This is a genomic window from Microbacterium sp. K35, from assembly GCF_004794375.1.
Taxonomy (GTDB): domain Bacteria; phylum Actinomycetota; class Actinomycetes; order Actinomycetales; family Microbacteriaceae; genus Microbacterium; species Microbacterium sufflavum.
Genome location: NZ_SSDM01000020.1, coordinates 1 through 6,456 on the forward strand (window position 1 = coordinate 1; position 6,456 = coordinate 6,456).

7 protein-coding genes are annotated in these 6,456 nt (G+C 73.0%); 4 read left to right on the top strand and 3 right to left on the bottom strand.

The annotated features are described in order from the left end of the window. The 3 genes from DW299_RS00285 to DW299_RS00295 all read left to right on the top strand — a co-directional run. The coding region (locus DW299_RS00285; RefSeq protein WP_136035236.1) for an ATP-NAD kinase family protein at positions 1-1,029 on the top strand (1,029 nt) is incomplete at its 5' end. Positions 1,030-1,047: 18 nt separating this feature from the next. Next, positions 1,048-1,806: an SDR family NAD(P)-dependent oxidoreductase gene (locus DW299_RS00290; RefSeq protein ID WP_136033934.1), complete on the top strand. Its 759-nt coding sequence runs from the start codon at positions 1,048-1,050 to the stop codon at positions 1,804-1,806. A gap of 62 nt (positions 1,807-1,868) precedes the next feature. After that, a complete protein-coding gene (locus DW299_RS00295; RefSeq protein ID WP_136033936.1) occupies positions 1,869-3,386 on the top strand; it encodes an SDR family NAD(P)-dependent oxidoreductase in 1,518 nt (505 codons plus the stop codon). A 13-nt stretch (positions 3,387-3,399) separates the two neighbouring features. On the opposite strand, the gene DW299_RS00300 is transcribed toward DW299_RS00295, so the two are convergent. Genes DW299_RS00300 through DW299_RS00310 form a run of 3 tightly spaced genes read right to left on the bottom strand, consistent with a single transcriptional unit; the run spans position 3,400 to position 5,619 of the window. After that, positions 3,400-3,819 carry a hypothetical protein gene (locus DW299_RS00300; protein ID WP_136035237.1) on the bottom strand — a complete coding sequence of 140 codons (420 nt, stop codon included), beginning with the start codon at positions 3,817-3,819 and terminating at the stop codon, positions 3,400-3,402. Between the two features lie 53 nt (positions 3,820-3,872). Next, complete coding sequence (locus DW299_RS00305) at positions 3,873-4,937, bottom strand: sensor histidine kinase (protein ID WP_136033940.1); 1,065 nt, start codon at positions 4,935-4,937, stop codon at positions 3,873-3,875. A gap of 10 nt (positions 4,938-4,947) precedes the next feature. Beyond that, a complete protein-coding gene (locus tag DW299_RS00310; RefSeq protein ID WP_136035238.1) occupies positions 4,948-5,619 on the bottom strand; it encodes a response regulator transcription factor in 672 nt (223 codons plus the stop codon). 87 nt (positions 5,620-5,706) lie between these two features. Between DW299_RS00310 and DW299_RS00315 the strand changes: the two genes are divergently transcribed. Then, a complete protein-coding gene (locus DW299_RS00315; protein WP_136035239.1) occupies positions 5,707-6,372 on the top strand; it encodes a M15 family metallopeptidase in 666 nt (221 codons plus the stop codon). Positions 6,373-6,456 lie beyond the last annotated feature (84 nt).

Below are 6,456 nucleotides of genomic sequence, written 5' to 3' on the forward strand. Positions count from 1 at the left end.
GGAGAGCACGCGGTGCGCGCCGCCGGGCTCCGGCCCCGCGTGCTCTCCACCCCCGCGGAGGCTGTCCGGACCGAGGCCGCCGACACGTCCCGGGCGGTCGCGGCCCTCGCGGCGGACGGGGTCGAGCTGATCCTCGTCGTCGGGGGTGACGGCACATTGCGCGATGCGGTCGCGGCGCTCGACCTCGCTGCGGCGCTCACAACTCCGGAGAAAACTGACGGTCGCGCGACCGTGGCTCCCGCTCCCGGCCGGACCTCGACCGAACTCCGCAGTCGCGCGGGCACCCCGGCCGTGCTCGGGGTGCCCGCGGGCGTGAAGATGTACTCGCCCGTGTTCGCGGTGAGCCCGCGCGCGGCCGGAGCCCTCGCGGCCGACTGGATCGACCACGGAGGGCTCCCGACGGCGGAGCGCGAGGTGCTCGACATCGACGAGGCCGCGATGCGCCGGGCCAGGGTCGAGCCGACGCTGTACGGACTCGTGCGGGTGCCCGTGCACGCCGGTCGCACGCAGGCGCGCAAGGCCCCGACCCCCGCGACCGAGGCCGCCGCCGTCGAGGCCGCAGCGCGCGGCGCGGTCGCCCGGATGCAGCCCGGCGTGCGCTACCTGCTCGGCCCCGGCGGCACCACGGCCGAGATCGCGCGGCAGCTCGGCCTCGACGGCACGCCCCTCGGGGTCGACGTCGTGCTCGACGGGCGGCTCCTCGTCCGCGGCGCGAGCGAACGGCAGCTGCGGGACGAACTCGCGCTCGGCGCCGCGCAGGCCGTGGTGACCGTGATCGGCGGACAAGGGTTCCTGCTCGGCCGAGGCAACCAGCAGCTCTCCGCGGCCGTGCTCCGTGCGCTCGGCGACGACCCCCTGCTGGTCGTCGCGCCCGAGCAGAAGCTCGTCGACCTGCACGGCCGGCCCCTGCTCGTCGACACGGGCGATCCCGTGCTCGACGCCCGGCTCGCCGGGCACATCCGCGTCGTCACCGGCGTCGGCACGAGCAGTCTCTACCCTGTGACCGCACCCGAACTCTCCCCCGTCTGACCCCCGAAAGGACCCCCCATGCGACTCCAGAACAAGAAGGCCATCGTCACCGGCGGCGCGGGCGGCATCGGCCGTGCCACCTGCCTCGCGCTCGCGGCGGAGGGTGCCGCCGTCGCCGTGGTCGACCTGAACGCCGAGGCGGCCGAGGCCGTGGCCGCCGAGATCCGCGATGCCGGTGGCACGGCGGTCGCGGTCGCCGCCGACGTGTCCCGCGAGCCCGACATCGAGCGGGTCGTCGCGACCGCCGTGCAGGAGTTCGGCGGGGTCGACGTGGTGTTCAACAACGCCGGCATCATCCGCCGCCAGACCGCGGTCGAGATCGAGGTCGACGAGTGGGACCTTGTGTTCGGCGTGAACGTGCGCGCCATCTTCCTCATGTGCAAGCACGTCGTGCCGATCATGGAGGCCGCGGGCGGTGGCTCGATCGTCAACACCGGTTCGGGCTGGGGTCTGAAGGGCGGCGGCCGCGCCCTGTCGTACTGCGCGTCCAAGGGCGCCGTGGTGAACATGACCCGTGCGCTCGCGATCGACCACGGGCCCGCCGGCATCCGCGTGAACTCGGTCAACCCGGGCGACGTGAACACGGGCATGCTGCGGGACGAGGCGCGCCAGCTCGCGCAGGACGCGGACTCCTTCCTGGCCGAGGCCGCCGACCGCCCGCTGCGCCGCATGGGCGAGCCCGAGGAGGTCGCGCAGGCCGTGGTGTGGCTCGCGAGCGACGACTCCTCCTACGTCACGGGCGCAGCCCTCGTGGTCGACGGCGGCGGCATCGCCTGAGCGCCGGGAGGGCGTCGGAGGCGCGGGGTCGGCACCCAGGCGACTCGCGTAAAATCGGCACAATGACCGATGCCCCCGACGCCACCCCCGACCTGGGCCCCGGCATCGACCCCGACGACCTCGCCACGACGCTGCGGGTGCTCCGCGAGCTGCACACGATCGACAACGAGCACCCCGACTTCATCGCCGTGCGCCAGGCGACCGCCGCGATGTTCAAAGACGTCAAGCGCGTGCGCCGCAAGCAGATCCGCGATGCGATCGCCGAGGCCGACAAGGCCGTGGTCGCCCGCACCGCCACGGGTGCTCCCGACCGCATCGACGACGAGACCCGCGGCAACGACCTCGCGTCGAGCGTGGTCGACGCCCCGATCGCGGGGGAGCTGCTCAAGCCGCGCAACTGCTACATCTGCAAGCAGCCGTACACGCTCGTCGACGCGTTCTACCACCAGCTGTGCCCGGACTGCGCGCGCTTCAGCCACGGCAAGCGCAACGCCCGCACCGACCTCACCGGCAAGCGCGCCCTGCTCACGGGCGGTCGCGCCAAGATCGGCATGCACATCGCGCTGCGGCTGCTGCGCGACGGGGCGCACACGACCATCACGACCCGGTTCCCGCGCGATGCCGTGCGCCGCTTCTCGGCCCTGCCCGACGCTAGCGACTGGCTGCACCGCCTGCGCGTGGTCGGCATCGACCTGCGCGACCCCGCCCAGGTGATCGGGCTCGCCGACTCGGTCGCCGCTCAGGGCCCGCTCGACATCCTCATCAACAACGCCGCGCAGACCGTGCGCCGCTCACCGGGCGCGTACTCGCTGCTCGCCGACGCGGAGCTGCAGCCCCTGCCCGACGGGCCGCTGCCGGAGATGGAGACCTTCGGCCACACCGCCGATCCGCATCCGCAGGCGCTGCAGGCATCGGTGGATGCGCACCCGCTGCTGTCGGTCGCGGCGCTCGGCGGCACGGTCGCGGAGCAGGGCGGGCAGGCGCTCACGGCCGAAGACCTCGCCCGGCTCGCGATGGCCCCCGGCTCGTCGTCGCTGGAGAAGCACGCGGACGGCACGGCGATCGACGCGGGCGGGCTCGTGCCCGACGTGAACCGCGTCAACAGCTGGGTGCAGTCGGTCGACCAGGTCGATCCGCTGGAGATGCTGGAGGTGCAGCTCGCCAACACGACGGCGCCGTTCCTGCTGATCAGCCGTCTGCGCGCCTCGATGGCCGCGTCGTCCGCGCACCGGAAGTACGTGGTGAACGTGTCGGCGATGGAGGGGCAGTTCTCCCGCCGCTACAAGGGACCGGGCCATCCGCACACGAACATGGCGAAGGCCGCGCTGAACATGCTCACCCGCACCAGCGCGGGGGAGATGCTCGAGAAGGACGGCATCCTCATGACCGCCGTCGACACCGGCTGGATCACCGACGAGCGTCCGCATTACACGAAGGTCCGGCTGGCCGAAGAGGGCTTCCACGCGCCGCTCGACCTGGTCGACGGCGCCGCCCGCGTGTACGACCCGATCGTGCGCGGCGAGGCGGGCGAGGACATCCACGGCGTCTTCCTGAAGGACTACGAGCCCAGCCCCTGGTGACCCTCCGGACGGCTCAGGCCCAGATGTCGGAGAGGGCGACGGGGGCGCTCGAGACCGGGCCGTACCCGGTGACGCTGGCGACCGCGCGGAGCTGCGTGTACGCGCCGATCACGGACCGCGGGAGCGTGCTGGCGTAGTAGCCCGACGAGTTCGTCGACTGTCCCGTGTAGATCGTTTCCCAGCCGGAGGCTCCGTCGCCCTGGAAGTCGAACGTCTGCGTCAGATCGGCGGTGCCGGGGCGGGAGAGGGTGACCGTGCCCCAGGCGTAGTTCGCGTCGAGGGCGAAGGCGCTGAGCGTCAGCTCCGGGGTGCCGAGCGAGGCGGCTGCGGCGGGAGCAGCGGCAGAGAACGCGATGACCGGTGCGATCCACGCCGCGTGGACGATCGTGCGGCGGGAGAGAGCACCGCGTTCGCGCGGCTTTTCGGGCATCATGGCGAAACACTATCGTGCAGACGCGGTGCAGCGAGATCGCCGCGGCCCGGCGGTCAGCGCGGGTACGGGAGGGGGAACCACACCGTCACGACGAGGCCGCCCTCCGCGCGCGGCGTCAGCACCAGGGTGCCGCCGTGCGTCTCGGTGATGCGCTGCACGATCGCCAGCCCGAGCCCCGCACCGGCGTGGTCGTCGCGAGTACGCTCGGACCCGCGCTGGAACGGTTCCACCAGCGTCGCGATCCGGTGCTCCGACAGGCGCTCGCCCGTGTTCTCCACGACGAGCGCGACGGCCTGCGGCATCATGTGCGTGCGCACGGCCACCGCCCCGCCGCTGGGCAGGTTGTGCACGATCGCGTTGAGCACCAGGTTCGTGACGAGCTGGGGCAGCAGGGCGGACGACCCGAGCATCGGCGCGGCGGCCCCACCTACCTCGACCGCGACCCCGCGGCGGTCGGCCAGGGGCAGCAGCGCCTCCACCGCCTCCTCGGCCAGCAGCGACAGGTCGACCAGCTGCCGCGGGAACGTGCGCTGCTCCGCACGGCTGAGCAGCAGCAGCGCCTCCGTCAGCGCGATCGCGCGCGTGTTCACCTCGCGCAGGCGGGCGATCAGCTCCTCCGCGTCGCGGTCGGGGTCGTCGCGGGCGACCTCGAGCAGCGTCTGCGAGATCGCGAGGGGCGTGCGCAGTTCGTGCGAGGCGTTCGCCGCGAACCGCTGCTGCTCGGCCACGTGCGCCTCGAGCTGCTCGAGCATGCCGTCGAACACGTCGGCGAGGTCGCGGAACTCGTCGCGCGGCCCCTCCAGGCGCACCCGATGCGACAGCGACCCCTGGGCGGCGAGGCGGGCGGCGTCGCTGATGCGTTCGAGGGGCGCCAGCATGCGTCCGGCGAGCAGCCAGCCGCCGCCGAGCCCGATCGCGAGCAGGGCCACCATGACCGCGATCGCCACCGGCACGAACGCGCGGATGAGGTCGGAGCGGTTGGGCACGCGGATGTCGGCGATGATCTGCACGTCGGGGATGTACCGCAGCAGGTACAGCGCGACGGCCGCGAGCAGCAGCACCCCGGACACCACGACGATCCCGGCGTAGCTGAGGGTCAGCTTCAGCCGGGCGCTCATCCCCCGGCGCCTAGGCATCAGCGTCCGCCTCGATCCGGTACCCCACGCCGGGAACGGTGCGGATGATGCCGGGCTCGCCCAGACGCTTGCGCAGCGACGACACCGTGATGCGCACGGCGTTCGTGAACGGGTCCGCGTTCTCGTCCCACGCGCGCTCCAGCAGCTCCTCGGCGCTGACCACGCCGCCCTGTGCGTCGACGAGCACCTCGAGCACCGCGAACTGCTTGCGGGTGAGGGCCACGTACCGGTCGTCGCGGTACACCTCGCGGCGGAACGGGTCGAGCCGGAGGCCAGCGACCTCGAGCACGGGCGGCCGGGAGCGCTGGCGGCGGCGGTCGAGGGCCCGCAGGCGCAGCACCAGCTCCCGCAGCTCGAACGGCTTGGTGAGGTAGTCGTCCGCGCCGATCTCGAACCCGGTGGCCTTGTCGTCGAGCCGGTCGGCGGCGGTGAGCATGAGGATCGGGATGCCGCTGTCGGACGCGACGATCCACCGCGCGATGTCGTCGCCGGAGGGGCCGGGCACGTCGCGGTCGAGCACGGCGATGTCGTACGAGTTGATGCTCAACAGTTCCAGAGCGGTGTCGCCGTCGCCCGCGATGTCGGCCGCGATGGCCTCCAGGCGCAGCCCGTCGCGGACGGCCTCGGCGAGGTAGGGCTCGTCCTCGACGATCAGCACACGCATGGCTGTGATCCTACGCACCGCGGTATATCGCGAACGTATGCAAAAGCGCATACGCCCTCGCAACCGCGCGCTTCCTTCACTGGAACCATGAACACCCGCACGAACCCCCGACCACCGCGGTCGCGTCGCCGTCGTCTCGGTGCGGCGCTGCTGGCGCTGGCCCTCGTCGTCCTCGGCGCGCTCGCGGTGCAGCAGTCGCTGGCCGCCGCCTCCGCCGACGCCGGACGGACCGTCCCGTCTCCGGCGCCGACCCCGTTCCCCGATCTGTCTTCCGGCGGCGCGGGGACCGACCACGGCGATGCGGACGGCACGATCGCCGACGGTGACCAGCCGACCGTGTTCGACGTGGAGCGGCCGAGCGTCGGCAACCTCGACCCCGATCTGCTCGACGCCCTGCAGCGGGCCGCGACCGACGCCGAGGTCGACGGCGTCGGGTTCCGCGTGAACAGCGGCTGGCGTTCGGCCGGGCTGCAGGAGCGGATGCTGCAGGACGCGATCGCCGAGTACGGCTCGGAGGCGGAGGCGCGCCGCTGGGTCGCGACGCCGCAGACCTCCGCGCACGTGTCCGGTGACGCGGTCGACCTGGGACCGCTGCCCGCACTCGACTGGCTGGCGCAGCGCGGCTGGCGCTACGGCCTGTGCCAGACCTATGCGAACGAGTCCTGGCATTACGAGCTGCGCCCCGACGCTGCGGCGGACGGCTGCCCGCAGATGTATGCCGATCCCACCGAAGACCCGAGGATGCGCTCGTGACCCGGGTGACGGCCCGGGGCCTGCGCGACTCCGCCGTCGCCCCTGCTTCCGCGCCCGCGTCGGTCGGGCCCGCGTCGGTCGCGG